The following is a 25,037-nucleotide window of genomic DNA, read 5'->3' as shown; positions in this document are numbered from 1 at the left end:
TTAGAATTGAAAAGAAAGGGATAAATTATTCTTTTCCAAATGATTATCTAATTCCTCAATCAGGAATCCCATAATAAGCCTTCACAGCTCTGTAATCTTTTACATTTACAGGAACCATCCTACCGGAGGGAGTGCCTCCCGGAATGATCACAAACCTATAACTTCCTTCCCCATCTATTGGATTGGCATTGGTATTATCCTCATTTGAAAGTGAGAGTATTATTTTATCCAGCTGCAAATAGTGAATAAGCCTTTGGTTTTTGATTTGCGTAATAGATTGTGAAATCGGAAGCGGAAGAACTACACCCGGCACAAAAGTGAACTTGACATACACTGCAACTATACCCCTATCAAGAATATCGGATGAAATCCTGGTTTCGTTTATAGTGTAGGTGATCCTATTTTGATTGAAAAATTGGGTGGGCCCTGACCATTTGGTCACATCAAAAGGAATCCAATCAGAGTAAATCACATTAGCCGTTCCCGGGTCTCCTTGTGAACCTTGGTCTCCTTTAGGCCCTTGAGGTCCTTGTGGTCCCTGAGGTCCCTGAGGTCCCGGCTGACCTATTGTTCCCTGAGGTCCAGTAGGACCCTGTTCCCCCTTAGGACCTTGTGGACCTGCCTCACCTTGGATTCCTTGAGGCCCCGTTGCTCCGACTGGCCCTTGAGGCCCTGAGGGCCCTGAGGGTCCCTGGGGTCCTGTGGCGCCTTGTATCCCTTGCTCTCCTTGTTGACCCTGTTCCCCTTTTTCCCCTTGGAGGCCTGGATCGCCTGGTTCTCCTTGATCTCCCTTTACGCCCTGAATTCCCTGTGGGCCCATGAGCGGGGGTTCATCTTTGACACAGCCAAATAAAGTTCCGAGGATCCACAAATAAAAGACTATCTTGAATGTTGACTTCATAATTATGTTATTTTGGTTGAGGTTAATTAAAAATGAACTTGATTGGGAAAACCCAAACATGCTTTGTAAGGAGCTTTTATTTTTGCAAGAAAGTTTTCGCTAGGCTAATGCGATATCTAAACTTTTTTTGCTTGGAATGTGGCCAATTAAAGTGTGGAGAATCCTCAATTAGGTATTTTGATGATCTCTACATAAACCGTTTTTTATTTTTAGTTATTCAAAAATTTTAGAATTTCATATAATGTAATATTTCAAATACAAAAATTCAAATCGAAATGGATAGAAAAATGATTTTTTTGATTCGGTTGTATTTTTTTCAAAAAAAATATTGGGCAAGGAAGATTAGCAGAATCATTAATCAGGAAAAAACCAATAAGTAGGTATGTTTTAATTTTGATACTTCCCATTCATTAAAATCAGGACTCACAATCCATCGGAAATCACTTCCCAGCTTCCACCAAGCGACTGACCATGATCCCGGATTGGGATTTGTTTGCCATAAGGTAGTCACTTAAGGGTTTTTCTGAAATCTCTACTTTTTTTGATCCCGAACTCGCATGGAGCAAATGAATTCGTCCTTCTTTTTCTATGGCAAATCCCACATGGACAATGTCCAAGTTTGTTATCGAGGTGGTGATGGCAATCAAGTCTCCTGATTTGATTTTGTTTTCGTGAGCCTTTATTTCGGCCTTCGGCAAATAGTAATACTTCCGGGATTTTATTTCAGATTCTGTTTCTTTTAGCTGATTGATATAATCGGGATTGGATAACTGTGGATAAAATTTTGGGTTGGAAGTCATAAAGGATGGATTGTTTTCATAAACGCTTCCACCGATTTCTTTGCTGATATCCTTCAAAATCCCCTTCTCCTCATTCTGGTAAATCCAGTCTGAAAAATAATGCAAACGGGAAGAATACCCATCGTTCACCCCATGGCGGTATCTTAATTTTTCCAATTCCTCCGTATAAGCTTCAAAAGTCAATTTACCTCCCTTTGCTGTCCTAGCCAATGAAACCACAGTTTCCAAATAAGTGGTACAATCCAAGCCCATCAAGTTCACCACCAGTTTTTCATCTCCCGGTAGTTCCAATGTTTTCTCTACATAGGGTGTATTCAAAAACCACGTGCCGATTTCGATGGTCAGGTCATTCATAGACTTTTGGGAATGATCCCTATGAGAGAGCATGTTCAAAGCCGAATCTAGCCTTTGACGGCTTTCCAAAGTGCAAACAGTTTGGGAATGAACAAAAGAAGGAATGAAGAAGAGGATAAATAGAATCGACCGCATGAAAATTGATAAATGATGGTTATTCAAATTGAACGATTTTTTTTATAATACCATATTTAATTTAATGAAATACTGCCTAAGCAAAGGGGATGCTACTTTCAAGAAGTTATGAGAATTGCCCAAAAGTCAACAAATTATGGTCAGGATCAAGGAGTGAAAATTCAATCATTCCCCAAGGCTTCCCCTGCAAAGGGATTGCCGGATAACGTCTATCCTTAAATCATTTGGTTCTAGTTCAGGGTTGATTTGTAATGGTTGAAACTGGATTCTATCGAGTTTTTTAATCTCCTTCCTATCCAAACTTGCACATGAAGAAATCAAAATAAAAATGGCTAGAAACTGGATTTGTTTTTCCATAAAAATCTGGGTTTATGAGATAAATACCTGATTTTTACGGCATTCTTTCGGATTAGATTTGATCTTACAAAGTTTTACGGTTTTTAAATATCCCCTTATTCATACTTAAGTAATGTGGCGGTTCATGCCTGTTCGTTTATCCTACAATTTTTAATCACTTTTTCTTCTTCACTGGCTTGGCCTTCCTCATATTTTCATCCAATCTAAAAATCACGATATCCAAAATCATTTTTAAAGGAAGGGGTTTGTCCAAAGGAAACTGAACAGTTCCTTTGGCAGTGTTAAAAAGGGCAAGTTCTTTCTTAAATTCAACTATTGCCGAAGCACCGGGATAAAAGCCAAAGTGGGTTTTGTACGCCGCAAAATGGACAAGATTGCCATGAATCTTAAAAGTTGGGATGCCGTAATTGATGCATTCTACTGCATCAGGAGCAGCTTGCCTGATCGTCCTGCGGATGAGATGGAGCTTTTCCTGGATGTCCTTTGGGAAATCAGAAATGTATTCGTCGGTGTCTTTGGCGGCTGGTTTCATTTGGTCAAAAGAATAGTTGATTTTTAAATTCCTAGCCTAATTCTGTGGCTATTTCTCTGCCATTCCTTGACCATTCGCTCCAGGAACCCACATACAGTTTGGGGATTTCCATGCCGGCATGCGCCAAAGCCAAAAGCGTATGGCAAGCCGTGACACCTGAACCGCAATGCACAATGATGTTTTCGGCTGACTTTCCTTCCAAGGCTTCTTCATATTTCGCCTTGAGTTCGATAGGAGAAAGGAAAAATCCCTTATGGTCAAGATTGGAAGCAAAAGGAATATTCATCGCTCCGGGGATGTGGCCTGCCACCAAGTCGATGGGCTCTTTTTCTCCCCGGTATCTTTCATTTTCTCTGACATCGATGATCAGGTAGTTTTTATCCTGCGATACTTCATCGATTTCGGAGATGTCTGCAATCGGCAATTGCCATTGATCTGCTTTGTAAGTTCCCTTTGCAGGGGTTTTTTCTACCTCCGAACTAACCGGGAAACCCGCTTGGATCGCCGCATCCATTCCCCCATCTAAAACCTGGATTTTCTCATGGCCCACGGCTTTCATCATCCACCAAAATCTTGCGGCTGCATTTGCTCCGTTCTTGTCATCATACACCACAACATGGGAAGTTTGGCTGATGCCAAGTGATTCCAAAAGTTCCGAAAACCGCTTGGCAGCAGGCAAAGGATGCCTTCCACCATCCGCAAAATCTGCCTTGATATCAGACAGCTGATTATTCAGATCGACATGCAAAGCTCCTTGGAGATGGGATTTGTAGTAGTTTTCTTTGCCAAATCGTGCATCAATAAGCACAAATGCTGATGAATCTGATAATGTAAGTAAATCTGAAGCTGAGATAATGGGGGATTGGATATGGATCATATTTGAATATGCTTCGGGTTGTGAAATGGCGTTAAATGGTTTGGTTCTTCGACTTAAAAAAATGTTGCTGCTAGAGTTTACTTTTGGATTGATGCAATTACATCCCCAATATAATTCATTGCCTCTTCAAAAGTCTCAATGCCGTGTCCCACATGCTGGAAAATTTTAATTTCTGTCAGATTACTGAGGTGCTTTTGGGCATTTTTCTTGGATTTTTCAAATGGGAAAAGCAAATCCTTGTCGCCAAGCAGGAGGTAAATTTCTGTTTTTACTTTGGCAAGTTCGGTATCCATGTAATAAGGTTTTTGGGTATTGTCCTTGTACCGGCTGATTGCAAAAACCTCATAATCCACAAGCATTTTTTCAGCAAATGAAGAAAGCTGATGGTTTGGTTTGGAGAAAACAGCTCGCTCCAAAAACTTCTGGATATTTTTGGAATTTGTGCTAATAATGGGGAGGAGATTATAATAAAGGTTAGATAATTTCAAAGAAAAAGGCTGTAGACAACCGGGATTGAAAAGGAATGCTGATTTGATTTTCTCAGGATTGGTGAGCGCAAGTTTCATGCAGATCAATCCCCCAAAAGATGCCCCTGCAATAAACGCCTTTTCAATCCCAAGACCTTCAAAAACTTCCTTTGCCCAATGACCATAATCCAAGGTCTTGATATCCGGAGTAGCACCATCGCTCAGATTGGGCAATCCGTTGGTCTCAACCATAAAAATCCGGAGCTTCATTTTCAGGTGGTCAAGTCCTTTGTCAAAATCCCAAATCAAAGCGGTAGTCCTTGCTCCAGGAAATATCACCAGAGTTTCAATCTCCACTTTGTCGGTATTGAGACTCCAAACATGGGTATTTCCCAAGGATGTTTTGACCGCATGTCTCTGATATTTACGCCCATTCTCTTTTTCCAATTTCCTGACCCAATCTTCAAAATAGGCAATGTCCTTTTTTGGGTCTTTGAAATATGATTTGTATTTAATTTTCATAACATGTTTGGTCAAATGAAAATGGTAAAGAAATCCGAAAATCAGGAGGAATGATTGAATTAAAGTTATGTCAAATTCAGCAAAAATGGTAAATGTGAAATGGCTATTTTGGGATTTTAAAGTTGTGTATTCAATGTCGTTTAGATAAGCTTTTGCGTTATACAAACCTTTTCCAAAGTTGGGACCAGACCATTCAAATCTTAAAACATCTATTCCGAACTTTGGAAAAGTTTATCGAATCCCCCTAACTAAACGACATTGGTTGTGTATTACAAAAGATTTCTCCCCTGTTTTTCCTTATATTTAAAATCAAGCCCTGTCCTATGAAAACGCTTAACAAATAACCAATTAACCGTTAACCAATTAACCTTGATTCAAAATAACCACCCATGAATTTAGCAGCAATCGACATCGGTACCAATTCCATCCACATGATCATCGTCAAAGCGACTCCAAAACAAACCTTTGAAGTATTGGTACAGGAAAAGGAAATGGTCAAGTTGGGAGTGGGAGTGTTTGCCAACAAAATGTTGAGTGAAAAAGCATTTAACGCAGGGGTAGAAACCATAGCGAGGTATGTGCAACTTGCAGATGAATATGGCGTGGAGCACATCATAACCGCTGCTACATCTGCCACTAGGGAAGCCAAAAACGGGAGGGAATTTCTGGACCGGCTGATTCAGGATGTGGGACTCAATCCAAAAATGATTTCCGGAAATGAAGAAGCAAGGTTGATCTTCCTTGCAGTAAGAAAAGCCATAGATCTCCGAAAAGAAAACGCCATGGTCATAGATATCGGCGGAGGCAGTACTGAAATTGTAATCGGCAATACAGAAGAAGTGCTATTTAAGAAAAGCTTAAAATTAGGGGTTTTACGACTCTTTGATAGAGTAGGAGACCAAGGACAACTATCTAAACCCGGGCAGGAATCACTTCAGGAACATATCAGAGAAGTTGCAAAGCAGGCCATGGAAGAAGCGGTATTGGTTGGATTTTCCAAAGTAATCGGCACCTCCGGTACGATCAGGGCACTTGGAGAAGCAGCTTTAGAGCGGCGTGATGTGAACATTGTCCAATCTGTCAACGCCGAAGTAGTCAAAATCAAAGACCTCGATAAGATAGTTGGTAAATTGCTTGGTTTGCCTCCCGAGCGCAGGACAGAAATAAAGGGCATTAATGAGAATAGGGTTGATGCAATCCATCTCGGCGGCTTGTTGCTGTTAGAATTGCTAAAAATGGCCGGGGTAAAAGAGATTACCTTGTCAGATGCTTCACTCCGAGAGGGTTTGATCATAGATTACCTAGAAAAAAACGGACTGAAGCTCGGAGACATTATTGAAGGAAAAGATATTAGAGAGCGCTCGAGTTTGCTATTGGCAACAAGGTATGATACCGATATTGAGGAGAAAAAACATGTTTGTAACCTAGCACTGCAACTTTTTGACCAGCTTAAAGACCTTCATCAGATGAATATAGAAGCACGGGATTTGCTTCAAAACGCCTGCTTGATTTATGATGTTGGCCTTTTTGTTAATTTTCAGGATTACCACAAGCATTCTGCCTACCTGATTCTCAATGGCAGGTTGCGTGGCTTCAATAATGAAGAGCGGATCATCCTGTCACTTTTGGCAAGATACCATCGAAAGGGTGTACCCAAAAAGAAGCATAAGGTATTCAAGCAACTCCAAACCAAAGAGCGTGATTTGGTCCGTGGTCTTGCAGGGATATTGCGGATTGCGGTGGGATTGGACAAAACCAAAAATCGATGGGTCGAAAGCGTTCATTGTATTTTGGATGCCGAAAATATAGAGATCAAGATTTATGGTGATGCGACCATGGACCTAGAAATCTGGGAAGCTCAACGATTTTCTGATGCTTTATCTAATTTTCTTGTTCGAAGAGTTACTGTGGTGAAAGGGTAATTTTAAATACACATCCGTCATCCGTCATCGGTCTTCCCATCCCCCTCAAAGATCCTGAATCGCAATCCTTCTTTTCTCTTTTAGTTTTTTGAAGTGAGAGGGGGATAGCCCTGTGACTTTCTTGAACTGGTTGGAAAGGTGGGCTGCGCTGCTGTAATGTAGCTTATAGGCAATCTCTGACAAATTGAATTCCTCTAAAATGATCATTTCTTTCACCCGTTCGATTTTCAATGAAATCAGGTATTGCTCTATCGTAGTGGCTTCCACTTCCGAAAAAAAGTTGGATAGATAGGTATAGCTGTGTTTCAATTTCTCGCTCAATAATGTAGAGAAATTAATATTTGGTTTTTCGTCTGAGTGATACACATAATCTATCATCACACTCCTGATTTTTTCTATGATTACCCCTTGTTTTTTTTCAAGAAGTTCCAAGCCCACCTTTTTGATCCTTTTGTTAAGTTCGAGTTTCTCTTTGTCGGAAACATCTTCTTTGGTTTCTATTTCTCCCAATCCTACTTTGATAGGAGTGATGTCCATTTCATCCAATGCTTCTTTTACAAAAGCCACGCAACTTTGGCAAGCCATATTTTTGACATAGATTTTCATAATAATTTTTAAGGGTTGTTTATAGAAATTTAACCTTGGATTGTGATTTTATAGAAATTGCTGCGCTGTTTACAGGACATATTTTCCCTTAGAGTATGCAAGCGATGTTAAAGGCTAATGGGACAAAGAAGGGATTCTGGCAATGATTCGAAAATAGAAAACTATCATTTTTGTTTTCTAGGGGTTTTATTAGAACAACATCATGACAGGCAACATTGGTTACATCAATTAGTAATGCCCTGTTTTATGATTTAAACTATGGAAGACTATTGAGTAGAAGGATTTTTTTCGAACTGTATTCGGGCGACAAACTTCGGATTTCCCAATTATTAAAACTTGCAAAATTATGATGAATACTTACGGATTTTACATGTTTTTTAAATACTTACTCTTATCTGCCGCTAAGAACTCATTGACAGGTGAATTTTACCATTTATCAAATCTTTTGAAGAAATTAAAAACTTTTTTCAATGCCCATGGTTTGGTTTTTGGATTTAAAACAAGCCATCGAAATGAAAAAATTAAAATTCTTATCCCTTGCAATTGCTATTGTTTCCTCAGCTTTCCTAGCAAGCTGTGGCAACGCGCCAAAAGAAGAAACAGTAGAAGAAACGACTGTCGAGGTAGTCGAAGTTGCTCCTCCTGTTGAAGCGCCTAAGACTGTTGTAGACATCGCAGTAGGTTCTCCTGACCACACTACATTAGTAGCAGCAGTTACTGCAGCTGGTTTGGTAGAAACATTGAGCGGAACAGGTCCTTTCACGATCTTCGCGCCAACAAATGCCGCTTTTGCTGCATTGCCTGCCGGAACAGTAGACAATCTTTTGAAGCCTGAGAGCAAAGACAAATTGACATCTGTATTGACCTACCATGTGGTATCAGGTAATGTGATGGCTGCTGACCTTTCTGACGGGCAAGTTGTAAAAACTTTGAACGGTCAGGACCTAAAAGTTTCCATCAAAGATGGCAAAGTAACGATCAACGGAGCTGCTGTCACTGCTGCTGACCTTGCAGGTAGTAACGGTGTGATCCACGTAGTGGACGCGGTTTTGTTACCAAAGTAATTGTAACCTGAAAAAAATTGAAAACCTGCCGATTGGCAGGTTTTTTTGTTTTTAAGGAGAAGTAAATTTCTACGTATGATCTTAATTGATGTGTTTTGAAATTCTGACAGCTATCTGGCCAAGACAAAATTTCCCATAAAAGAAGAATTGGATTGCCGCCACAGCTGGAATTCGCCAAAATGGATGTTTCTCAAACTCTTTCTTCCAAAACCTGTTTCTACCACATGGACAGCTTTGCAATTATTGATGAATCAGATTTCCCTGTAATCCGGATCCGATTTACAGGCAAGAAAAGTACGGATCAAAATTTCCAAACTTATCTCGACCAAACGAAGGCTTGTTACCGGTTTGCAAAGCAGTTGGCGATCATTTTTGATGCTTCGGATGCGGCAATCCCTTCCCTTTCTCACCAAAAAATGCAGGCCAATTGGCTCAAAGAAAATGAGCAACTCATGAAGGACTTTTGTGCGGGAACAGCCTACATTCTCCCCAATGCGGTGATCAGGGCGATATTGAAGATGATTTTTTCATTTCAGAAGCAACCTGTTCCGTATAAGATCTTTGAATCTGAACCCGAAGCCAACACTTGGGTAAATGGACTTGACTTGGATCGCAACTCCACTACCTAAGGTTTGAAGCTGAGTTCATCAAAGGTCGAAGCGGATTTGTACCTTCCCAAGAACCCACGGTTTTGTAAGGAACAAAATTTGCAAAAAGCTCCTCGCTGTACCAACCTAGGGCACGGGTTTTTTGGATCACTTCTTTGTGGAATTTGGAGCGGTAAGCATAATTCCGCATGGATTCTTCGTCTTCCCACAGGCTGAAGGTCGCTTGCATCAGCCAGGGATATTCTCCGATCCCAATGGAAAAAATGGATCCGTCCCGCTCGTCCATATTTTTACTCACCGCAGGGACATAGCTCCAGAATTTTCTTAGAAAGCGAATTTTGATCCTCGCCCGTGTGATGACTGCAATCGGACCTGATTGGTAAGGTTGGATGGTTTCGAATGGATTCTTACCTGACCATTTCCCGTGAGCTTTGCTTGTATTCATGTAAATGGTCCAATACTCGGTAGCACGTCCTTGAAATTCTGAGAAATGATTGGACTCATCAAAATAACTCGCAGCAGCTTGTTCAGATTCCCAAACTGCGAGTAAGGTATATACATTTACGTTGAGCATTTTGGAAAAGCCGTTTTTCCCGCCACTACCCATCAGCTTAAAGAACTCCAAACCTTGGACTACTTTATAGTCCTTGATAGATTTTTGCATCTGTCTAAATATCCAGAATGCCTGCTTCCCCTCAAATCGAAAAAGCGTAAAAGTAATGACTTGTTGTTTTGTGTTGGTAGATAAGGCCATAAGAAAAAACAGTTGAGAAAAATTTTGACGAGAGATAGATCAGTGAGTCATAATTGATTAACTGAAATCTCTGATTTTGGTTGTCCAAGGAAGTATCCAAAATTCTTATCGGAATAAAATTGCTCATTAGAACTGACTCCCATTCCTGAACTTTATTGCAAAGATTCCATGATAATTGAAAATTTTTTCAGAAATGCATTAAAGCGTTTCTGTTAATTAGGAATTGAAACTAAAATCAAGCCAATACATGAAAAAAATGAAATCATTTCTTGCCATAAAGCTATTGCCAACATTTTGTCTCCTTTCTTTTTTCTATCAGCTTCCCACTTATGCCCAGACCGAGGAGAAAGCAAATAAATTCGATTTTTTGGTGGAGCCGTATATTATGTTTCCAAATATGAATGGACAAACCGGTATAGGTGATTTATTAAACATCCCTGTGGATGCAAATCCGGGAGATATTTTTAGCAGGCTTCAAATGGCTTTTATGCTTAATACGGAGTTAAAAACCGACAAATGGGCAGTCACTTCAGATTTTGTGTATATGAGACTGAATCAGGATATCCGGTCTGGATTGGTGATCAACTCCGGAGAGGTTACAGCCAAACAATTTATCTGGGAAGCAGCGGGATTGTATCGGATCAGACCTTTTTTGGAAGTTGGTATTGGGGGTCGGTTGAACAGCCTAGATATGGAAGTAAATGCCATTGTCAATCAACCATCTATTGGAGACCCTGTAATAAGAACATTTTCATCAAGTCAAACCGAAATATGGTATGACCCCATTATTGTCACTAGACTGACGACTGAATTTAAGGAAAAATGGGAGTTACAATTCCGGGGAGATATCGGTGGGTTTGGAATCGGATCTGATCTGACTTGGCAATTGCAAGGATATGTAGGCTACCGTTTCTCAGACTTGTTTCTGTTAACTGCCGGATATAGGGTGATTTATATGGATTTTGAATCTGGACAAGCTCCTAGAGCTTTTGTGTTTGATATGCATCAGTTTGGGCCGGTTATCAAATTTGGGTTTAATTTTTAGATATATAAAAAAGTCAAAGCAGGGATAAAAATGGGATCTCGCACAACGGTGCGAGTTTTTGTAAAGCCATTATTTATTTTCTTAATACTTGAAATAGCGCTTATTTTTATGGGTTTTCAAATAAATACTAACGCTTTGCAGATTTGCGATGGGAGGGATTTTTACCATTAATGTTTATGCCGAGCACAAAACTTTCGGCTACCACTACACTGTCTGCGGAGCACGAAACCCCACCTATTCCAAATGTGCTGTTATAGCCAGTGCTTTTTGCCACTGTTGCCTAAATACAATATTTGTCTATTAACTTTTTTTCTTCTCCATTAGCTTTTGATTTATTTGCCATTCGTTTTAAAAGCGGATAAATAAATGTTAGTAGTCCGGGTACATTCATATCACTCATACAAACAATAATTGCAGTGTGTTTTAAACTTTTAGGAATTGACTTTTTATTTGTAAGTCCGTCTTCCGCTAAACCATAAATTATTCTTAATGAATTTTCAAATCCTGTGTGTCCGGGTTTGATTTTAATATTGAATTTAATTTCCTTGTCCGTTGGATTAAAGAAACTATGCAGTGACATAGGTTCAACCGTATATGATTCCCCTGGTTTTAAAATCTTAGTGTCTTTTTTTCCTAATTTTAACCCTAATTCTCCGTCTATTGCAGTGAAGGTTTCAGAATAGGTCTTATGATAATGTAGAGGATTTCCTCCTTCAGGCATAAGAGTGATTTCAATGTCACTCATTTTTCCGCCAGATTCTTCTACTGTCTGCAAAAATGTTACAGTGTCTTTAATGATCGGATTTACAATTGTTCTTTTCATTTTATTTATGTTAAATTATTGTTGTGTCGTCTTTTAGCATTGGCTATAACGGTTTGCAGCTACCCGAAGGTGGCGATTTCGAAGCACTTCACTGTCAACCAAGCACGAACTTTGATAGATGCACAAAGCTTGATTTAACCACTGAACCGCCACTTTTGGGTAGGTGCTGTATGCGGTCGGCTTTCTATTTCTGTCGATCGTTTCATACTTAATTACAGCAATTTGTCCCTACTTGAATTGGTGGACACTTTACTGTCCCATAACTACAATAAACACAACAGTCGCCTTGTTTTGGCTTTAAAACTTTCTTGCAATTTTCACACTCATAAAAATATTGGCAAGCCTCTGTCGGCATTGTTTCTTCTTTTTTATGTCCGCATTCGGGGCAAGTGATTGTTGATTGCAGTATAATGTTCATTTATTTTCTTTCTTGTTGGTTACTGAATAGCCTGTCTTTTCAATCGCATTTTCTATTTCCTCAATGTCTGTTTGGGCTTGGTCAAATTCAATGATTGCGTTTCCGTTTTCATAAGAAACAGTCGTATTTACTATTCCTGTCAACTTGTTTACTTCGAGGTTTACGTGTTCTTCACAACCTGTACAAGTCATTCCATTAATCAAAAATTCTACTGTCCGAATATTTGCTTGGTCTGTTATGATTGTTTTATTCTCTGTCTTTGGAAAGAAAACGTTTGCATAAATTGGAAACGCAAGCATTAGTCCTGCAAAAACTGTCACAATGCCTAAAAACATTTTCGTCTGAATGAATGGTGTTTTCTCGGTCGTTTCACAGTTGCAGTCAATTTGTTTTTGTGGTTTCTGTTTTTGATACCAAGCAAATCCAAGCACCAAAACTGTAAGTATGATTAAATAAGGTCTTAAAGGGTCAAGCCACGAAAAAGTCGAAGCAAGTCCACTTGTGCCTACCAACAAAGCCAAAACAGGCGTTATACAACAAAGTGAAGCCGAAATTGCTGTCAAAAGTCCAAGTCCTGCGAGTTTATTTTCTGATTTCATTTTCTTGTCGTCAAAGTTGTTTGGTATTGTCTTTAAGCTGCCGCATAACGGTTTCGGGCTTGGCGAAGGTGGCGATTTCGAAGCACTTCACTGTCAACCAAGCACATACTTTGATAGAAGCACAAAGCTTGATTTTACCACTGAACAGCCTCTTTTGGGTAGGTGCTTTTAGCAGTAGTTTTTATTCATTTTTAATTCGAGTTGAGTGAAGCATTTCTAATTTCCATCCATTCTCTGTTAAAATTGCCGTTGCGCTTTCTAGCCAATTAGCTTTTCTAATGATTTTATTATCAGTTGAGAATGTCGCATAGTTTTGGTATGCAACCCATGCCATTCCGTTTGCGACTCTAATTTCAATAATTTCAATTGTATTCATTCGTATTGGCTTCGGTTTCCGAAGTATGGCATTATCCAAATAATTTGTAATAGAATCGTTATTCCAAACTTCTCCGTTTTCCAAAAGAAGGAAATCCTTTGTATAGTATTTATCAATGTTTTTAGAATTTAATTCAGACCATATTTCGTCAAAAGATTTAATAATTAATTCTTTTATCCGTGATTTGTCAGTTTCGATTGAGCTTTGTCCAAATGATATCGTTGTGAAACATATCATCAAAATTATAGTATAAAGTTTTTTCATTATTTTAAATGCTTTTCAAACCAATCTGTTACTTTTTCTACGTATTCAGCAGGAGGCTCATGTCCAACGTTATATTCAACAAATTCTTTTTGAGAAATTGGAATCCGATCATAAAGCTCATGTGCCTCTTCCATGGAATAAAAAGGATCCTCATTTCCCATAAACATTAGGAAAGAGTTACAGCTAACATGATTGGCAAATGTGCAGACATCTCCAGCTTGTAATTCTGGTAATTTAAGTGGTGGGGTTAATCCAGCCACTGCAGTTTTTATTCTTGGATCAATACTTGAGAGTTGAAAAGTAATTACCGCTCCCATGCTTAGACCCATCATACCGATACGGGATGTATCGATCTCGCTTCTAGTTGACAGGTAATCAATTGCCCTACGGTATTCAGTTGCTGTCTGAATAACCATATGCCGAGCTTCATTTGGAAAAGTAAGAGGAAACGGAGGGCTCACATAATCATATTCTGATGTTCTTTCACCATGATAGGCGGCATCAAGAATCAAAACAGCAAAACCAGCCCTAAGAAAAGACTTTGTTATTAGACCTCCTTTTGGCCAACTATCATCCTCAAACCAACGTTCTTTTGAACCATAAATTCCATCGGCAATAACCACAACTGGATGAGAGGTAGCTCCATTTTTGGGAATAGTCAAATATGCGGGCACTGTTGAATTATTAACTCCCTTAAAAATAATTTTCTCCCTATTCCCATCTGGAAGTTCCTTTTTCTCCACAATTCGTGCTTCTAAAGGAATATTTTGATCGTATTTGTAAAATTGTACAATAGATTCGAAAACTTCATTGCTTACTACCGGTAGATTGGTGTTGGTATCTTCTTTTGTTTCTTGACCAAATGTTGATGTAAAAAAGAAAAAACAGTAACTAACTGATAGAATTAAATTTAATAAAATTGATTTTTTCATATTATTTGTCTTTTTCGTTTAGATAGATCCTTTATCGTTCCCTTATTACCGCCAACGATTCTCTCCATGCCACTGTGGCGTCTATTTTCCCATTATTTAAACTTAAACCTAAAAGTCTAAATATCCAATTCGCCCTCTTGGCTATTTATTTGATCTATGTTTACCTTCAATCCCGCTTCACCGCACGGATATAAATAAATGCAGGGAAGGCATTAAATGCTTTAAAGTGCTTGGGATCTTTTTATTTCAACCTTATCGGCTCAAAAACCAATGAAGTGCCGTCCAGTTTCGTGATGGTCATGGTTTTCGGTTTATTGGTAAAGGACCACCTCATAAAATCACATGCATCTGCAAAATCTTCCGCCCTTCGGCCGTTGACGGCTTCAATTTCCTCCCCGATATTGAGCAATGCGTCTTGGGGAACAGCTCCGATGGATTTGCTCATCAGGACGAGTTTCCCCTCTTGATAATGTACCCCGACTTGGATCGGATCTTTGAACTTCACCTCTTCCCGCATGCGGAGGTGGTAGGTCGATTCAGAATTGTTGATGACTAGGCTGCTGCCCAATGTTTTGAAAAAACCAATGCCGAGTTTTGGTCCGGTAATGGGCTCAAAACTTACCGGAATTCCTCCAAAGTAGTTTTCGCCAATTTGGAGACTGTCCACCAAGATCGTTCTTGTGCTGTCTGTTTGGAAACTCAAAGCCCCCATAGAACTGCTGATATCGGGATTGCTGAGTCCAAGGCTGTCCTTCATTGACAGGAAATCCTGAATGGAAGGGTTCTTGGCGGGAAAACTGAAAAACTGTGTATATCCTGTGTCAATGAGTACGTTTTCGAATTCTTGTCCGACAAACTTCACCGTTACAAAAGGCCTCTTATTGAAAAAATAAACCGGGATCGTTTTCCATTCATTTTCTACAGAAAAGGGGGTTTTTGAAAACCGGATAACGCTATTTTCAAAATCAATCTCCCAATTAAGCTGACGGATGATGTCCGATCCGAGCAGGTAATAATCCATACAATAGAGGTATGCCATGTCATTGACAAGGCTCCGGACTTTGGGAAAGGTGATCCCGCCGATCTGGATTTCCTTGGTCAGGCCTGTAGGGACTTTGGCCACCTGCTTGTTGGAATCACGCATTTTGATTTTTTTGCCTTTGACTTTCAGCCTTTCGGCTGGTTCGGCGAGGGAGTTTGCCAAGCCTATGCTCGCACCTGTATCGAAAGCAAAATCCGTTTCGACACCGTTCATTTGGCCTTTGAAGACAAGCAAACCCGCATCTATATGGAAGGGAAGGGAATAAACAGAATCGGAAATGGTCTGTCCTTTGGCCGTTCCACCGGACTTAATAGCAAGCAGGGCAAAGAATACAATTAGGAATCGTTTCATAAATGCCAAAATAGGGTTTTTTTGAAAAAAGTTAAATTGGGGTGTGTTATTGATTTTGGGGTTTTGATCTGCAGGTTGTCAAATTTCCTTTTATATGTATCGGCGTGGTTGCACATTCCTGACCAATTCCGAAATTTTCTATCTAAAAACTGAATTCCATATGTTCGAGGTGGGGGGAATGATCCCGAAACTTCGGGAGGCCGGCACTGGCCTTGTGCGTGGATAAGGGATTAAAACGGGAGTTTTAATAGCCAGAATGTGCGGCTGCCCGTCTTGGCTTTTTTGGCTACTTTTTTTGCTAATAAAAAACGTAGCTGTAAAAATGAGGTATCGATTTTCTATGTCCTTAAGAACATCTTTACAGTTACCTTTGGTAAGTGCATTCATCCGGATAAACATAATTCCATTAATACATCTATTTCCTTCTACCCCGAAAAGGCAGCGAATAATTCACCTTTTTGACACTCTCAATCCTAAAAAGCAACATAGGCAAAGTTACCCCCAAGGAAATAGCAAGGATGATATAAAAGGTCATCGCTCCATTGTGGGCTGTGGTGGTAAGGACCTCCACTTCTGTTTGGTTGATAAAAGAAATCAAACCCAACATGGTCTGATAGGCAAAAGACCCCGGAATCAGCGGGATGACTGCCGGGATACTGATGACCACCGGCGGAACGTGCCTCCAATGCGAAACAGGGATACTTGCAAAACCGATCGCCGCCGCCCCTGCAGCAGAAGCCATAATTATCCCTCCGCCCACCTCAGGCAGGAGTATGGTGAACTTGAACAATCCTGCCAAAACACCTCCCATAAATATCGCGAGCAATGCCCGTGGAGGCGTGTTAAACAGAATCGCAAATCCTAGCGCAGCACAGCCGCACCAAAATGCTTTGAAAATAATATCTAACCAGTCAGGCATCATAGCATTTTGAAAATATATAAAACTGTGGCCAATCCTGACGCAATGGCGAAGGCATGTATAAGGGCATTGGTGCCCCGGTCAATCCCGTTGATGATATGGCCATCCAACAGGTCTACGAAGGAATTGATCAGCAGCACGCCCGGAATCAGAAACAAAATGCAGGTGGCAAAAGCATGGTCTAAGTTAGTATCTACACCAAAAATTTTACCACACAGCGCAATAACTGCAGAAGCCACCATTGCGCTGCCGAAAGTAACCATAAAGGGATTGTATTTTTTGAGGACCAATTCCTGCTTGAAGAAAAGACCTATCACGGTGGCCAAAAAAGTAAGGACCATTTCGAGTGCATTGCCACCAAAAGTGAAGCAGAATGCCGATCCCGCTATTCCCGTAAAAAGCAAAATGACAGGCCTTTTGTAAGTAGGAATATCGGGAACTTGGTTGATGACTTTTGCATAATCTTCGAGGCTGATTTTTTTTTCCATCACATCCCAACTCAATCGGCTGATGACAGAAATCACCCTGAAATTGGCACCGGGTAGGGTAGCAATGCTCCTCGATCCTGAGAAAATATTTTCCTTTGTTTCCTGATGGAGGGAGATGGAGATATTGCGTGTCCCCAAGTCCACATTGGCCTCATAGCCATAGGCAATCGCAAACCGCGACAGGTTGGTAATAATCCGGCTGCTTCCTGCACCTGATTTGATCAGGGCAACTCCGGTCTGTAACAGGAGGTTTCCCAATCTCGCAGGCTCGTCACTTCTATCGTTGCTCATGTCTTGTCCTCTATGATGGAGTTCCAAAAATCAATTGTCCCCGGATCAGATGCTGAAATTACGTCTAAAATGAGAAAAATGAAGGAAAAGATTGGTTAAACTTAATCCGGTTTGGGAATGAAAAATAGGCATAAATAGATTGAACTAGGTCAGGTATTTTAATTTTATCAAATTATCAGCCTTCCCGGTTTTGTCCCAACAACCTATTCCGCTTTGTAATCTGCCAGATTCCTCGCTTTGGAAATGACAAACCAAATCACCGGACGGATTCCGAGATAAATCACTGCACTGACCAATAACAGAATGCTACCAATTCCAGTCGGAAGCACTGCTCCAAAGGTATAAGTCATCCCAATCACAAACCCAAGAAGACACTCTGCCCGATAAATGGGAAAGAATAAAGCTGTAACCAACGCACCCATCAACATATAGCCCGGTATCTCGGTATTGCCAAAGCTGAAAAAGGCAGACAAGGTAATCCCGAAAAGCAAGGCTAGAAAAAAACCAACGATTACACTTTTTGGGATACCCTTCATTCGAGAATTACCCTTGTTTTGTTTGGTCAACCTTTTTTCCACCCGATAGGTCAATAACAAGGTCAGGAGTGGCAGCAAAATAGCACCCCACCAATTATAAATCTCGGGTAGATCTTCCCGAGCCAGAAGATGGTGGCTTGGAACACCGCCATGGGAATGATTCCATAGCAACAAAAACAAAATGGCAAGGGTGATAAAGGCAGTGAAATAGAGGCGTGTTTTAAAAAACATTGGGCTTGGGTAAATTTAAGATTATAAATTCCGTTCAATTATATACTTCGAACAGGGTCAAATAAACTTTTCTCCTTAGAATAGTAATAGTTGGCTTTTTAAAAAAGCGCAAATTATACAAGGTTCATGTTAAGTTTTGTAACATATAACGGCAATGCAAAATATATCTTTGACATCGGCGATAATTGACGGTTTTTATGGACTATTTGTTCCAAAACAGATTCAAATCACCAAAGTAGCACCAGACAACCCCTAATCCACAATGATGAAAAGCGAAAATAAAGGAGGCGATTTGACCATCGCTGTTAGCAATTTCCATATGTCCTATGATGAAATGGGAGAGGGAAGTATTCCGGTTATCTTTTTACATGGTTTCCCTTTTGACAAGTCCATGTGGGCGGAGCAAATGGAGTTTTTGAAATCTTCCTATCGGGTGATTGCATTGGATACCAGGGGGTTTGGCAAATCTACCGATGAGGAATCAGAACTGAGCATAGAAATGTTTGGGGATGATCTGATCAGCTTTCTAGATGCATTATACATCGAAAAAGCAGTTGTATGTGGCTTGTCCATGGGAGGTTATATTACTTTGAATGCCCATCAAAGATTTCCTGAGCGGTTTGAAGCCTTGGTACTGTGCGATACCCAATGTATTGCTGATCCGGTGGAGATCAAGGAAAAGCGACTGAATACCATTCTTGATATTGAGGCTGATGGAATTGAAAAGTTTAATGAAAACCTTATTCAAAACCTATTTCACAAAGATTCTTTGATTAGCAAAAAGGGCATTGTGAAAAATCTGAGCAAGGTGGTTAATTCAAATTCTCCCCAAATCATCAGTCAGGGGTTGATAGCACTTGCCAACCGCTCCGAAACATGTAGCTCTTTGGCTTCTATAAATGTCCCAACATTGATCATTGTTGGTAGGGAAGATACATTGACGCCACTTGCCGAATCTGAAAAAATGCACAAAAGCATTAAAGGGTCCACTTTAAAGGTAATTGATGATGCAGGTCACGTATCCAATTTAGAGCAACCCAATGTTTTCAACCAATACTTGGGGGATTTTTTGGCAACACTTAGTGGTTTGGAAGTTGAGGAAATGAGTGAAGCCCGGCATGCAGGGAAATGATTTTTCTGAGTTCTCGGTATCCTCTTAAGTAAATTAACTCACCACGGAGCACCCAGAGGGTGGAGTGTTTTATTCATCATTATAAACTTATATTTCTCCTTTTTCTCCGCGCCTCTGCGTGAGCTATTTTTTTACCGCAAAAGGGAGATTGGTAATTTTACCACGGAGCGCTCAGAGGGCGCAGAGTTTAATACACACCTTCATCCTTTATCCCTTTTCCTTCATCCTTCCAAATTTTCTCCTTTTTCTCTGGGTCCACTGTGAACTCTGTGGTGTATGATTTATTTACCGAAAAGGAAAAGAAGGTTTCACAAGGGATGCAAAGGGAGAATCAGCGAGAATTATAATTTACCATAGAGCTCAGGGAGGGCGCAGAGACCGCGCCGTTATTAATTCATCTTGGTTAAAGCCCTGAAGGGGCGGAATAACAAAGGGATGGGTGCAGCCCATCCTTAAAGATTGGATGGATTCTCCGGAGCCCTGAAAGGGCGGAATAATTTCTTCGACAAGTTTCGCCCTTTCAGGGCTGAGGGGAGGAGGTAAGGGGCTAGACCGATGGGCTGCACCCATCGTTGGGATATTTTGCCCTTTCAGGGCTGAATGAATCTTACCGAAGCAAAGAAAAATCGGTGAGAAAATTTACCACTGAGCTCACTGAGGGCTCGGAGAAAAAACTTCTTCCTTCCAAATCTATACTGCCTCGTTCAATCTGAATTCATCATCCTTCATGCTTCATCCCTTTTCCTTCATCCTTCCAAATTTTCTCCTTTTTCTCTACGGCTCTGCGTGAGGTAATTTTTTTTTACCGCCATTGGCACGAGGTTCCCCTACATTCCCGGATTAATCGCTATCGGAATGATCAATTGCACATCACTCCATTCAAAATATACAATAGCGCCATCATTTGGACCATTTTCAATACGGGTGGTAAATTGCTCTACCGGCGTCACAAGTCGGGTAACAGGAACTTCTGTTACAAATAAATCTTTGCTGTAATCCGGTTCTTGCGCCCCCCAAGATCCTACCACTGTATTGACTCCAATTTGGAATGAATCAGCACCGGGTATGGCATAAAGACTATATGTTCCTGCATTTAATGGTTCACCATTGAAAATGACATTTTGGTTGATGGTCATTTCGGTGGCTTCATTGGCTCCCAATCTCCAATAGCTACCCCAAGGCTGAAGTGCCCCATCGGCTTCGGAGCCAAATATCAATCGGCCTTTTACAGACGGGCGGCTATAGAGTACCTTGACATGTAGCTTGTTATTATCCAACTCTACAAAACCCGGAGGACTTAAGGTGCGGTTGCGGTTATTCATATAAATAAATGCCACAGCCAGAATTAATGCCAATACTCCTAAGCCGATAAGAAACTTTTTTAACATGGGGGATTTGTTTTTTTAATTGGGTTGAAAATTAGAGATTATTGGGTACAATGGCAAAGTGGAGGTCCAACTTTATGAATTTTCCAGGATTTTGTTCAAATCTTCTTTTCTCAATTCTTGGAATGGAGAATATTGAAAATCAAAAAAACGATAGTAAATAGTTTAATGGCATGCTAAAATTTTATGACAGCAGCAATCCTATCGTTTTCCATTAGACCAACACTTTCGAAAATAACAATGGTTTTATTCCCCTCTTTTTTCACTGTTGCATCTACTGATTTATGATTCAAAGTAAATTCGATAGAGGTTGCCGATTTTCCTTCAGGCAATGCCACTTCAAGCTCTTGCACATGCAGTTTTCCCTGGGCCATTTTCACTGTATTGGTTTGTGACGTCGCTGTTCTTGTTTGACATATGCTTCCCCAACCTTCAGCGCTGATAAAAGCGGCTTTGAAATTTTCAGGATTCATTTTCGGAGCAAAACCAAGTTGCCCTTTGGGTCCATTGTAGGTATAACCACAAGCAGCAATAAAAGCGCCGTAACTCGCCATAGCACGAGCGTAATGGTCACTGCATTCTATCTCATTGTACGGGTTTCTCTTTTCGGCACCATACCTTTCGTGAATTGCTTTGATCAGCGTGAGACCATAATCCAGTTTATCTTCCCAAATCATATGGCTGGCAACCTGATGTTCAAAACCCGTCATACACTCATTGAAATACCCAAATTGCCAATGTTTTTCCCAGTCGTCGCGCTTGCCGCCAAGGGGCCACGTACACATGACCATGCCCGCATCTCCAGCAAGAGCGTAAGGTCTTCCATTTACTGCAGGAGACAAACTGGCTCGTAAAGGTCCGACATCGGGAACGAAATTGTATTTCCAGAGCGATTCCAGTGAACTATCGATCATTTCCTTGTTGTATACTTGACCTAGACCAACCTGATTTGCCCAACTTTGCCCAAATACCTGATCGATATAGCAACCCTTTCCGATACCGATAGCGTCTTTTTTGTTTGAGTCTTCATTTTGAATGAAGTACTCACCATTAAAGAGCTTTTCGATATTCTTTTGTCCTGCTGCAAGGATAGCCGTGTATTCTTCTTCAGCAGCAGTATCATGCATCACTTTTGCCATCGCTACTGAAGCCGCCAGAGCAGCTAAATAGAGAGAGGTAATGACCGGTATATTGCCATACCATTCGGCATCAAGTGTGTTGTGCTGTTCGCCATAAATAGCGCCGTTTGCTTCACCATCTTCTTTATCTAAGTTGATCAGGTATTGTAAGGCGAGTTTAATGTTTTCCCAATGTTCCTTCAGAAACTCATCATTGGTGGACATTTGATAGTCACGATAGGCCCGCAACACTATCCCTGCCTGCCCATCAGCTGCATTTTTATTAGCCATTCCGCCTCTGAAATCAATACCACCGGATAAGTCATCGATGACATCAAAATCTGTTTTCTCTCTCAGGTTTCTTTCCAGTTCAGGAAATATTCTTCCTATGGCCTGAGCATAATGCCAAACATGCGTGCAAGTGCCCGGGCAGCAACCAATACCTTCCCATGCCCAAAAACGACCATCCTCTAATAGATAGCAGGTTTCCGTTGCCAGGATGGAGGTATTGACAAATGTTCTGTTCAAAAACCAATGAGGTAGCGTGGAGTCTTCGTAAAAGGTGTTTCTCCAAGAGGTCGTTTTGCGATATAAATCTTCGTATTTGGTAGCAATATCTTCAGCTACTTCCTGAGAGTTTTGAAATCGTTTTTTATAGTATCGGCCTTTATTTTCTCTTTCTAATTTTTTGTTTTGGGGAAGTATGATGTTTGGGAAATACCAGCTGATGATGAAAGTGATTTCCTGAGTTTCGTTAGGTTTTAAATTGATTGTTTTACTCAATGCCCCACACAATTGTTCTCCATGTTGTGTTGAAGCGTTTCTTTCCTCATTTTTTGGAAAAAGGAGGCTACCTGTTACTTGAGTTCCTGCTTCGGCTTTCACTTCCGGACCAGCCGCCAAAAGAGACAATGACATGTTGCCAAAGTCGCGTTGTTGTTTCAATTCCTCTGCATTCGTTTGTGCAGAGCAAGTCAAAATCGTATTTCCGGAAACTTCCGAAATGGTATTGATAAGCGTTACTTCGCTGCTGTTTTTAGTGTTGTTGAGTGTGGCATTTTCCAACCAACCAGCTAACTCTACGCTTACATTTTTGTTGCTCGTATTGGTAGCTTTAAATCGCATGATGGTAGCGGGATAACTGGAAGCATCTACATCGAGCGGAACAAAAGGAGAGAAGGATTGTAAATCAACGGCTACCGGTAATTCACTGTCTCGATAGCTGACTTCAGCAATAGGATACTGCCCATTAAATGTAATGTCATCGAATCCTTTAAAGTCAAGCGATTTTTTCCAAGTGTTTTTCCCTTGCTTTACCATTATGCCAAAGCCTTGCTCAAAAGGGTATTCCGGGGAAACCGGAAATATGAAATTAGCGCCGTCTCTCGGTTTTACTTTTTTCTTGCCTTGCCAGTTTTCGTACTCCTTGCTACTTATTCCTTCTTTTTCTTCGTTGAAAATATTCCACAACCAAAGTTTGCCATCTCCGCCAATGTATACTGTCCCGGTAAACATACCGCCAATAGGCATCCCTATATAGGCCAATTCTTTTCCTGAGTACACTTCTGCCGCACCCCGCTCATACAAGCTTTTATACCACTCGGGAGATAGACCTTTATCTGTTGGTATGGTATAAATAGGGCTTGAATTTTTCATGCCAATAGCAGGAAACCCGAGTAAAACACCACCGGATGCAAGCCCTAAGAATTTCAAAAAATCCCTTCTTACAATACTTCTCTCGATAGAAGAAGTTTCGCTTGGAGAACAACAGCCGGAATTCGGAATGCAAGATTTATGGTCTGATTTTTCACGCATGATCTTTTTTTATTAATTCTTTTTTCCACTTCCTGCTATAATTGTTCTTAAGTTTTCCTCGTCTTCCGCATTCCAATAGCCACATTCTAACTCAAAAAAAACGGATGTATACGGAATTACTAAATCCGTTTTAATGATGAGCACATTAAATAATTTTGCAGATGAATCAATTTTCTGGATAATGGCTTCATGCAACATGGTTTTTACTGGCTTTCCTTCTAAAAGAATGTCGAGTTTAGCGCTATAGTTTCCGATCCCTTCTGCTGCCTTTTCCGGAACGAATTCCATTTCTTTATCAATAAAAATAGTAGCGTTTACATGTTTAGCTTTTTCAATTGATTGATTAACAAATTCAATTACTTCTAATTGATCGGCATTAACAACTAGCGTTTTGATTGCCTGATTGCTTTGTTGTGGATAGGCAGCATCTGCTATTACGATCCAATTTCTATGGCCAAATAGCTGTAAAGTTCTCTCCACCTCCAATTTCCAGTCTTGTAGATCCGCCTTTTCTACACTATTTGGTTCTTGATGTACTGGTTTCGAACATGATAATATTGTTACCATGATTACTAAAACTGACAGTATTTTTCTAATGACAGATGGTTTTGTACTCATAAAGTAAGTTTTCTAAGTTATTAATTCTGTTCAAAAAGTTAAAGGATAGCGGCAATTGACGCCAATGTTAAGTGTATTAGATGCAATCTACTTAAAAAATAACCAAAATAATTTGGCATTTCAAGACTGCTTTTGAAATACAGTTTGACTGCCCTGACCTATTTTTTGGTGTTTTTTCGAATAGGTCAGCTATTTTAAAAACACTTTCCAAAAATAATCTATCATGGCTCCTTTTCATTTTTTCACAGAATCGATATGCCTTCTGTTTAGAACTGAATATACAAAAGCAGAAACCCCAAACAATAACCAAAAAATCAACAAAATCGGAAAATAGCCAATCACATAGTACGTGTCATAAATCTGAATGTCGATGCTCTTGTCAGTCGTAAAAATCCCAATTACAAAAAATAGAATTGTAATTATTAGGAAGAATTTGCCGGGATTGGATTTCATGTTTTTGATCAGAATATTGGAAGGTAGTATAATATCTATAGACAGAAATAATCCGACCTTCTTTGGGCACAATCTACGGCATGTTCCCTTAGAGATCCCAGCTAGATGTAGTTTAGCGATGGATTGTGAACAGGGTGGGATTTGCCTTCCCAGCACCTGGCCCAAGGCTAATTCCGATAGCTATCGGAACCTAAAGGATCATTTCCAAACGCCTTGTCCTACCCTTTTATTATTTCAAATTTGCAATTGGACTTTTGAACCAAACACCCAAACAAAATATAATTCTTGGCAAATTGAATTAC

26 protein-coding genes are annotated in these 25,037 nt (G+C 40.2%); 5 read left to right on the top strand and 21 right to left on the bottom strand.

All coding sequences use genetic code 11. From position 1 onward, the window contains the following. Positions 1–55: 55 nt before the first annotated feature. The 6 genes from M3O96_RS22050 to M3O96_RS13695 form a co-directional block, all read right to left on the bottom strand. A complete protein-coding gene (locus M3O96_RS22050; protein WP_283773998.1) occupies positions 56–901 on the bottom strand; it encodes a collagen-like domain-containing protein in 846 nt (281 codons plus the stop codon). Positions 902–1,341: 440 nt separating this feature from the next. Further along, a complete protein-coding gene (locus M3O96_RS13715) occupies positions 1,342–2,190 on the bottom strand; it encodes an N-acetylmuramoyl-L-alanine amidase-like domain-containing protein (RefSeq protein ID WP_249721308.1) in 849 nt (282 codons plus the stop codon). 165 nt (positions 2,191–2,355) lie between these two features. Beyond that, the gene (locus M3O96_RS13710) at positions 2,356–2,547 is read right to left on the bottom strand and encodes a hypothetical protein (RefSeq protein ID WP_249721305.1); all 192 of its coding nucleotides are present in this window, start codon (positions 2,545–2,547) and stop codon (positions 2,356–2,358) included. Between the two features lie 154 nt (positions 2,548–2,701). Then, positions 2,702–3,079 (bottom strand): iron chaperone, encoded by a 378-nt coding sequence (locus tag M3O96_RS13705; RefSeq protein WP_249721302.1) that lies wholly within the window; start codon positions 3,077–3,079, stop codon positions 2,702–2,704. Between the two features lie 31 nt (positions 3,080–3,110). Beyond that, positions 3,111–3,956 (bottom strand): sulfurtransferase, encoded by an 846-nt coding sequence (locus M3O96_RS13700; RefSeq protein ID WP_249721300.1) that lies wholly within the window; start codon positions 3,954–3,956, stop codon positions 3,111–3,113. Positions 3,957–4,033: 77 nt separating this feature from the next. Continuing rightward, positions 4,034–4,945, bottom strand: a complete 912-nt coding sequence (locus M3O96_RS13695; RefSeq protein ID WP_249721299.1) for an alpha/beta hydrolase — start codon at positions 4,943–4,945, stop codon at positions 4,034–4,036. 389 nt (positions 4,946–5,334) lie between these two features. On the opposite strand from M3O96_RS13695, the gene M3O96_RS13690 reads away from it, so the two are divergent. Beyond that, the gene (locus M3O96_RS13690) at positions 5,335–6,867 is read left to right on the top strand and encodes a Ppx/GppA phosphatase family protein (protein ID WP_249721297.1); all 1,533 of its coding nucleotides are present in this window, start codon (positions 5,335–5,337) and stop codon (positions 6,865–6,867) included. 45 nt (positions 6,868–6,912) lie between these two features. Here M3O96_RS13690 and M3O96_RS13685 read toward each other — a convergent pair whose 3' ends face one another. Continuing rightward, positions 6,913–7,473, bottom strand: a complete 561-nt coding sequence (locus M3O96_RS13685; RefSeq protein WP_249721296.1) for a helix-turn-helix domain-containing protein — start codon at positions 7,471–7,473, stop codon at positions 6,913–6,915. A 512-nt stretch (positions 7,474–7,985) separates the two neighbouring features. On the opposite strand from M3O96_RS13685, the gene M3O96_RS13680 reads away from it, so the two are divergent. Both M3O96_RS13680 and M3O96_RS13675 read left to right on the top strand, forming a co-directional pair. Then, positions 7,986–8,537 (top strand): fasciclin domain-containing protein, encoded by a 552-nt coding sequence (locus M3O96_RS13680; protein ID WP_249721294.1) that lies wholly within the window; start codon positions 7,986–7,988, stop codon positions 8,535–8,537. Between the two features lie 224 nt (positions 8,538–8,761). Then, the gene (locus M3O96_RS13675; protein ID WP_249721292.1) at positions 8,762–9,166 is read left to right on the top strand and encodes an STAS/SEC14 domain-containing protein; all 405 of its coding nucleotides are present in this window, start codon (positions 8,762–8,764) and stop codon (positions 9,164–9,166) included. Here M3O96_RS13675 and M3O96_RS13670 read toward each other — a convergent pair. Beyond that, positions 9,159–9,899, bottom strand: coding sequence for a spheroidene monooxygenase (locus tag M3O96_RS13670; protein WP_249721290.1), 741 nt, complete (start codon positions 9,897–9,899; stop codon positions 9,159–9,161). The two genes, M3O96_RS13675 and M3O96_RS13670, sit on opposite strands and share 8 nt — an antisense overlap. Positions 9,900–10,146: 247 nt before the next feature. Here M3O96_RS13670 and M3O96_RS13665 point away from each other — a divergent pair, with 247 nt between their 5' ends. After that, positions 10,147–10,944, top strand: a complete 798-nt coding sequence (locus M3O96_RS13665; RefSeq protein ID WP_249721288.1) for a hypothetical protein — start codon at positions 10,147–10,149, stop codon at positions 10,942–10,944. A 280-nt stretch (positions 10,945–11,224) separates the two neighbouring features. Here the strand turns inward: M3O96_RS13665 and M3O96_RS13660 are convergent, their stop codons facing one another. From M3O96_RS13660 to M3O96_RS13620, 9 genes are all read right to left on the bottom strand, one after another. Then, positions 11,225–11,767 carry a cupin domain-containing protein gene (locus M3O96_RS13660; protein ID WP_249721285.1) on the bottom strand — a complete coding sequence of 181 codons (543 nt, stop codon included), beginning with the start codon at positions 11,765–11,767 and terminating at the stop codon, positions 11,225–11,227. Positions 11,768–11,975: 208 nt separating this feature from the next. Further along, positions 11,976–12,185 carry a GDCCVxC domain-containing (seleno)protein gene (locus tag M3O96_RS13655; RefSeq protein WP_249721283.1) on the bottom strand — a complete coding sequence of 70 codons (210 nt, stop codon included), beginning with the start codon at positions 12,183–12,185 and terminating at the stop codon, positions 11,976–11,978. Next, the gene (gene merTP, locus M3O96_RS13650; protein WP_249721281.1) at positions 12,182–12,784 is read right to left on the bottom strand and encodes a mercuric transport protein MerTP; all 603 of its coding nucleotides are present in this window, start codon (positions 12,782–12,784) and stop codon (positions 12,182–12,184) included. Before merTP ends, M3O96_RS13655 begins: the two co-directional genes overlap by 4 nt. A 181-nt stretch (positions 12,785–12,965) precedes the next feature. Then, on the bottom strand, positions 12,966–13,424 hold the full coding sequence (locus tag M3O96_RS13645; RefSeq protein ID WP_249721280.1) for a nuclear transport factor 2 family protein: 459 nt from the start codon (positions 13,422–13,424) through the stop codon (positions 12,966–12,968). After that, positions 13,424–14,356 (bottom strand): alpha/beta hydrolase, encoded by a 933-nt coding sequence (locus M3O96_RS13640; protein WP_249721279.1) that lies wholly within the window; start codon positions 14,354–14,356, stop codon positions 13,424–13,426. The genes M3O96_RS13645 and M3O96_RS13640 overlap by 1 nt, the downstream gene beginning before the upstream one ends. A gap of 241 nt (positions 14,357–14,597) precedes the next feature. Continuing rightward, complete coding sequence (locus M3O96_RS13635; RefSeq protein WP_249721278.1) at positions 14,598–15,749, bottom strand: retropepsin-like aspartic protease; 1,152 nt, start codon at positions 15,747–15,749, stop codon at positions 14,598–14,600. A 415-nt stretch (positions 15,750–16,164) separates the two neighbouring features. Next, positions 16,165–16,671 carry a threonine/serine exporter family protein gene (locus M3O96_RS13630; protein ID WP_249721277.1) on the bottom strand — a complete coding sequence of 169 codons (507 nt, stop codon included), beginning with the start codon at positions 16,669–16,671 and terminating at the stop codon, positions 16,165–16,167. Continuing rightward, positions 16,668–17,447, bottom strand: a complete 780-nt coding sequence (locus M3O96_RS13625) for a threonine/serine exporter family protein (protein ID WP_249721275.1) — start codon at positions 17,445–17,447, stop codon at positions 16,668–16,670. Before M3O96_RS13625 ends, M3O96_RS13630 begins: the two co-directional genes overlap by 4 nt. Positions 17,448–17,650: 203 nt before the next feature. Further along, positions 17,651–18,214: a hypothetical protein gene (locus M3O96_RS13620; RefSeq protein WP_249721273.1), complete on the bottom strand. Its 564-nt coding sequence runs from the start codon at positions 18,212–18,214 to the stop codon at positions 17,651–17,653. A gap of 262 nt (positions 18,215–18,476) precedes the next feature. Here M3O96_RS13620 and M3O96_RS13615 point away from each other — a divergent pair, with 262 nt between their 5' ends. After that, on the top strand, positions 18,477–19,346 hold the full coding sequence (locus M3O96_RS13615) for an alpha/beta fold hydrolase (RefSeq protein WP_249721271.1): 870 nt from the start codon (positions 18,477–18,479) through the stop codon (positions 19,344–19,346). An 827-nt stretch (positions 19,347–20,173) separates the two neighbouring features. Here the strand turns inward: M3O96_RS13615 and M3O96_RS13610 are convergent. The 4 genes from M3O96_RS13610 to M3O96_RS13595 form a co-directional block, all read right to left on the bottom strand. Then, the gene (locus M3O96_RS13610) at positions 20,174–20,734 is read right to left on the bottom strand and encodes a DUF2911 domain-containing protein (RefSeq protein ID WP_249721270.1); all 561 of its coding nucleotides are present in this window, start codon (positions 20,732–20,734) and stop codon (positions 20,174–20,176) included. A gap of 173 nt (positions 20,735–20,907) precedes the next feature. Next, on the bottom strand, positions 20,908–23,664 hold the full coding sequence (locus M3O96_RS13605) for a GH116 family glycosyl-hydrolase (RefSeq protein ID WP_249721269.1): 2,757 nt from the start codon (positions 23,662–23,664) through the stop codon (positions 20,908–20,910). A 12-nt stretch (positions 23,665–23,676) separates the two neighbouring features. Next, positions 23,677–24,282 carry an RbsD/FucU domain-containing protein gene (locus tag M3O96_RS13600; RefSeq protein WP_249721268.1) on the bottom strand — a complete coding sequence of 202 codons (606 nt, stop codon included), beginning with the start codon at positions 24,280–24,282 and terminating at the stop codon, positions 23,677–23,679. Positions 24,283–24,516: 234 nt separating this feature from the next. After that, positions 24,517–24,735: a hypothetical protein gene (locus M3O96_RS13595; protein ID WP_249721267.1), complete on the bottom strand. Its 219-nt coding sequence runs from the start codon at positions 24,733–24,735 to the stop codon at positions 24,517–24,519. Between the last annotated feature and the right edge of the window lie 302 nt (positions 24,736–25,037).

Source organism: Aquiflexum sp. TKW24L (genome assembly GCF_023502205.1).
Taxonomy (GTDB): domain Bacteria; phylum Bacteroidota; class Bacteroidia; order Cytophagales; family Cyclobacteriaceae; genus Cognataquiflexum.
This window is presented reverse-complemented; position numbering and strand designations above follow the sequence as displayed.

Excerpts from the sequence above, each read along its gene's own strand:
- M3O96_RS13635 (WP_249721278.1), bottom strand. The coding sequence starts at position 15,749 with ATGAAACGATTCCTAATTGTATTCTTTGCCCTGCTTGCTATTAAGTCC.
- M3O96_RS13665 (WP_249721288.1), top strand. The coding sequence starts at position 10,147 with ATGAAAAAAATGAAATCATTTCTTGCCATAAAGCTATTGCCAACATTT.
- M3O96_RS13715 (WP_249721308.1), bottom strand. The coding sequence starts at position 2,190 with ATGCGGTCGATTCTATTTATCCTCTTCTTCATTCCTTCTTTTGTTCAT.
- M3O96_RS13625 (WP_249721275.1), bottom strand. The coding sequence starts at position 17,447 with ATGAGCAACGATAGAAGTGACGAGCCTGCGAGATTGGGAAACCTCCTG.
- M3O96_RS13655 (WP_249721283.1), bottom strand. The coding sequence starts at position 12,185 with ATGAACATTATACTGCAATCAACAATCACTTGCCCCGAATGCGGACAT.
- M3O96_RS13680 (WP_249721294.1), top strand. The coding sequence starts at position 7,986 with ATGAAAAAATTAAAATTCTTATCCCTTGCAATTGCTATTGTTTCCTCA.
- M3O96_RS22050 (WP_283773998.1), bottom strand. The coding sequence starts at position 901 with ATGAAGTCAACATTCAAGATAGTCTTTTATTTGTGGATCCTCGGAACT.
- M3O96_RS13700 (WP_249721300.1), bottom strand. The coding sequence starts at position 3,956 with ATGATCCATATCCAATCCCCCATTATCTCAGCTTCAGATTTACTTACA.
- merTP (WP_249721281.1), bottom strand. The coding sequence starts at position 12,784 with ATGAAATCAGAAAATAAACTCGCAGGACTTGGACTTTTGACAGCAATT.
- M3O96_RS13605 (WP_249721269.1), bottom strand. The coding sequence starts at position 23,664 with ATGCGTGAAAAATCAGACCATAAATCTTGCATTCCGAATTCCGGCTGT.
- M3O96_RS13595 (WP_249721267.1), bottom strand. The coding sequence starts at position 24,735 with ATGAAATCCAATCCCGGCAAATTCTTCCTAATAATTACAATTCTATTT.
- M3O96_RS13660 (WP_249721285.1), bottom strand. The coding sequence starts at position 11,767 with ATGAAAAGAACAATTGTAAATCCGATCATTAAAGACACTGTAACATTT.
- M3O96_RS13685 (WP_249721296.1), bottom strand. The coding sequence starts at position 7,473 with ATGAAAATCTATGTCAAAAATATGGCTTGCCAAAGTTGCGTGGCTTTT.
- M3O96_RS13670 (WP_249721290.1), bottom strand. The coding sequence starts at position 9,899 with ATGGCCTTATCTACCAACACAAAACAACAAGTCATTACTTTTACGCTT.
- M3O96_RS13620 (WP_249721273.1), bottom strand. The coding sequence starts at position 18,214 with ATGTTTTTTAAAACACGCCTCTATTTCACTGCCTTTATCACCCTTGCC.
- M3O96_RS13695 (WP_249721299.1), bottom strand. The coding sequence starts at position 4,945 with ATGAAAATTAAATACAAATCATATTTCAAAGACCCAAAAAAGGACATT.
- M3O96_RS13645 (WP_249721280.1), bottom strand. The coding sequence starts at position 13,424 with ATGAAAAAACTTTATACTATAATTTTGATGATATGTTTCACAACGATA.
- M3O96_RS13705 (WP_249721302.1), bottom strand. The coding sequence starts at position 3,079 with ATGAAACCAGCCGCCAAAGACACCGACGAATACATTTCTGATTTCCCA.
- M3O96_RS13600 (WP_249721268.1), bottom strand. The coding sequence starts at position 24,282 with ATGAGTACAAAACCATCTGTCATTAGAAAAATACTGTCAGTTTTAGTA.
- M3O96_RS13630 (WP_249721277.1), bottom strand. The coding sequence starts at position 16,671 with ATGATGCCTGACTGGTTAGATATTATTTTCAAAGCATTTTGGTGCGGC.
- M3O96_RS13615 (WP_249721271.1), top strand. The coding sequence starts at position 18,477 with ATGATGAAAAGCGAAAATAAAGGAGGCGATTTGACCATCGCTGTTAGC.
- M3O96_RS13610 (WP_249721270.1), bottom strand. The coding sequence starts at position 20,734 with ATGTTAAAAAAGTTTCTTATCGGCTTAGGAGTATTGGCATTAATTCTG.
- M3O96_RS13675 (WP_249721292.1), top strand. The coding sequence starts at position 8,762 with ATGGACAGCTTTGCAATTATTGATGAATCAGATTTCCCTGTAATCCGG.
- M3O96_RS13710 (WP_249721305.1), bottom strand. The coding sequence starts at position 2,547 with ATGGAAAAACAAATCCAGTTTCTAGCCATTTTTATTTTGATTTCTTCA.
- M3O96_RS13640 (WP_249721279.1), bottom strand. The coding sequence starts at position 14,356 with ATGAAAAAATCAATTTTATTAAATTTAATTCTATCAGTTAGTTACTGT.
- M3O96_RS13690 (WP_249721297.1), top strand. The coding sequence starts at position 5,335 with ATGAATTTAGCAGCAATCGACATCGGTACCAATTCCATCCACATGATC.